A 2,862-nucleotide genomic window follows, 5' to 3' on the forward strand; every position below is an offset into this window, starting at 1 on the left:
AAAAAGGCGGGTAAAACAGCGTTGGTAAAGATAAAAAGTGGAGAGGTTTAAGGTTTGTTAAACGTAAAACATGATATTTTATGATGATTAAATGTAATAAAAAGCCCGTATTAAAAGGGGTGAAAACAAGGATTAAAATTTTATGCGCGATTTATTTTACATTTACCTAATCTGTCATGATTTTTTTAAAATGCAAGTGAAAAGGTATTAAAGCTTTTGGCTTTTTTATCAAGACCGGATTTAACTCGGTAAATGCGAGTTTTTAGCGGGGGATTTAATGGCATTTAATCGGAAATAATTAACCGTTAAAAGAGAGTTGAAAAGAAATCCACATATAAAAGAATATTATCCGAACGGAACAGGTATTAAAGCGTTTCATCGACGGTTGTTTTACAGATAAAACCCTAAAAACAATGCAATAAAAAAGGGATAAAACGGTTAATGTGGCAGGATTTAAGTCCTGAAAAAGGCGGGTAAAACAGCGTTGGTAAAGATAAAAAGTGGAGAGATTTAGGGTTTATTAAACGTAAAACATGATATTTTATGATGATTAAATGTAATAAAAATCCCGTGTTAAAAGGGGTGAAAACAAGGATTAAAATTTTACATGCTATTTATTTTACATTTACCAAACCTGTCATGATTTTTTTAAAATGCAAGTGAAAAGGCATTAAAGCTTTTGGCTTTTATATCAAGGTCGGATTTAACTCGGTAAATGCGAGTTTTTAGCGGGGGATTTAATGGTATTTAATCGAAAATGATTAACCGTTAAAAGAGAGTTGAAAAGAAATTCACATATAAAAGAATATTATTCGAAAGGAATAGGTATTAAAGCGTTTTATCGACGGTTGTTTTACGGATAAAACTCTAAAAGTAATGTAATAAAAAAGGGATAAAACGGTTAATGTGACAGGATTTAAACTCTGAAAAAGGCGGGTAAAACAGCGTTGGTAAAGATAAAAAGTGGAGAGATTTAAGGTTTGTTAAACGTAAAACATAATAGCGGATGATGATTAAACTTAATAAAAAGCAGGCGTTAAAAGGGGTAAAAAAACGGTTAAAACTTTATACCGATTAAAATCATCAGTTTAAAAAATGACGTTTAATAACAGCTTAAAGCCTGCCCTGATTTTATGGGTATTTTAATTAATGGCTTTGGCGTTTGATCTTTATGACCGTACCTTTAATCGACAGGCTCCGGTCGGGCAACCACAATTAACAAGGTGTCCCGCCAGTGCGACAGGTATTCCCTGTATATTGAACAAGTTAGAACCTTCCGCAATAGCGCCGGTTTGTTTACAGGCAGGACAAAATACCGGATCACCTTTACGGGCAACCTCCAGTTGTTGGTTGACCAAATCGGAACCATTTAAAACGTTTCCTCCGGTTGTCGTGGTATCACCGTTAAGGATAATTTGTCTTCTTTCTACTACACTTCGCATTATATTGACTCCTCTCTATTTTCTGCTTCCCGTATCAGATGCCATACAGTTGTGCCCGGCTCTGCACCCTGAATATCAAAGGCAGTTGCGCCCTGAACAAAGAAATATTGTTTGTCAGGCTGGCTGTCAGTTCGCCAGAATCCGCTGACAAGCATCGGCTCACCGGTTCTCACCGGGGTGATATGCAGAGGGCCACGATCATAGCGGGCATACCAGGCTAGTGTGGAAGTTGAATTAAAATGTCCTTCACCATAAAAATGCAGAGAATGGCCTTCACGAGGAATAACCCGTATCGGGCGTATCAGCTGGTTAATGGCAAAATAACTCGTCGGGACATTGCCCGGTAGTGGTGTTAGATCCGGGTATTGACCGGCCCGGATCATCAGACCATTGGGGTAAGAGCTAATCACCACATCCGAATAACGAGCCAGCGTCTTGCGTATCCAATGTTCCCCACCCAGTCGGTTAACAAAGCGTTTGGACAGCAGGGTGATCCAGTTAATGCCCCGGATGGAATGTTCATACTGTAATTTAGCTGTGTGCACTGCGGAGTTCACTTGCAGGGAAGGATAGCGCTGTGCTAACTGGTACTCCAGGGGAAAGTAATCATGGTAATCTCTGGGCAGGACCAGACAGTAACCACAGTCCCCACTGTCAGGCTCAAGCTGTTCACACAGAAAGTCCAGCCAGGCCATAAAGCGAGCCATACCCTCTTGTTCTTTTAGATAATCCCAAGGAAGTGTCAGGCTTAGGTAAGAGCTACTGTCATCACCATCGTCCTCGTCGGAATCTAGATAACGCATCAGATAGCGGGGAGCTTCATAGAGATTTTTGGCGTCACTGACTACCCAACTAGAGGGCTGATTCTTTTTCTGATTAAGAATACCTTCTTCCACTTTAGCAATATTTTCTGGTGAATATTTTTTTAGCCCTTTCAATGCATGACGGTGAAAACGCAGGTGAGTGCTGAACTCTTCGCGAAAGCGGCAATAACAGGCCAGAATGCGTTGCTTTTTCTCCTGAGTGTAACCCTGTTTAAAAAACAGGGTTATCGAGATACCCAGACGGGAAACAGTCAGCCCATCGCCATTGAGGAAGGTAAATGCAGCCAGTTGTGATCTCAACTGGGAAAAATAATCCAAAGTTTTCATCTTCTCTCCTTTCATGATGAGGCGGTGGATAATCCGTTATTCCCACATATTCGCCGCTTCCCGTATCAGATGCCATACGGTTGTGCCCGATGCTGCGCCCTGAGTATCGAAGGCTGTAGCCCCCTGAGCAAAAAAGTACTGCTCGCCCGGCAAGCTATCGGTTCGCCAGATCCCGCTGACCAGGGCGGGTTCACCGCCTCTAATCGGCGTTATATGCAGAGGGCCACGGTCATAGCGGGCATACCAGGCCAGCGTGGAAGTTGAATTAA

2 protein-coding genes and 1 pseudogene are annotated in these 2,862 nt (G+C 41.6%); all 3 read right to left on the reverse strand.

Going from position 1 to position 2,862, the window contains the following annotated elements; translation table 11 throughout:
* Nucleotides 1–1,169 precede the first annotated feature (1,169 nt).
* Nucleotides 1,170–1,442, reverse strand: a complete 273-nt coding sequence (locus ACGF7G_RS21940) for a PAAR domain-containing protein (protein WP_387468380.1) — start codon at nucleotides 1,440–1,442, stop codon at nucleotides 1,170–1,172.
* Complete coding sequence (locus ACGF7G_RS21945; protein ID WP_387468383.1) at nucleotides 1,442–2,593, reverse strand: DUF3396 domain-containing protein; 1,152 nt, start codon at nucleotides 2,591–2,593, stop codon at nucleotides 1,442–1,444. Before ACGF7G_RS21945 ends, ACGF7G_RS21940 begins: the two co-directional genes overlap by 1 nt.
* 36 nt (nucleotides 2,594–2,629) lie before the next feature.
* Nucleotides 2,630–2,862 (reverse strand): annotated as a pseudogene (locus ACGF7G_RS21950) (hypothetical protein); the annotation flags it as partial.

This window comes from Photorhabdus sp. RM323S (genome assembly GCF_042879375.1).
Classification (GTDB): Bacteria; Pseudomonadota; Gammaproteobacteria; order Enterobacterales; family Enterobacteriaceae; genus Photorhabdus; species Photorhabdus tasmaniensis.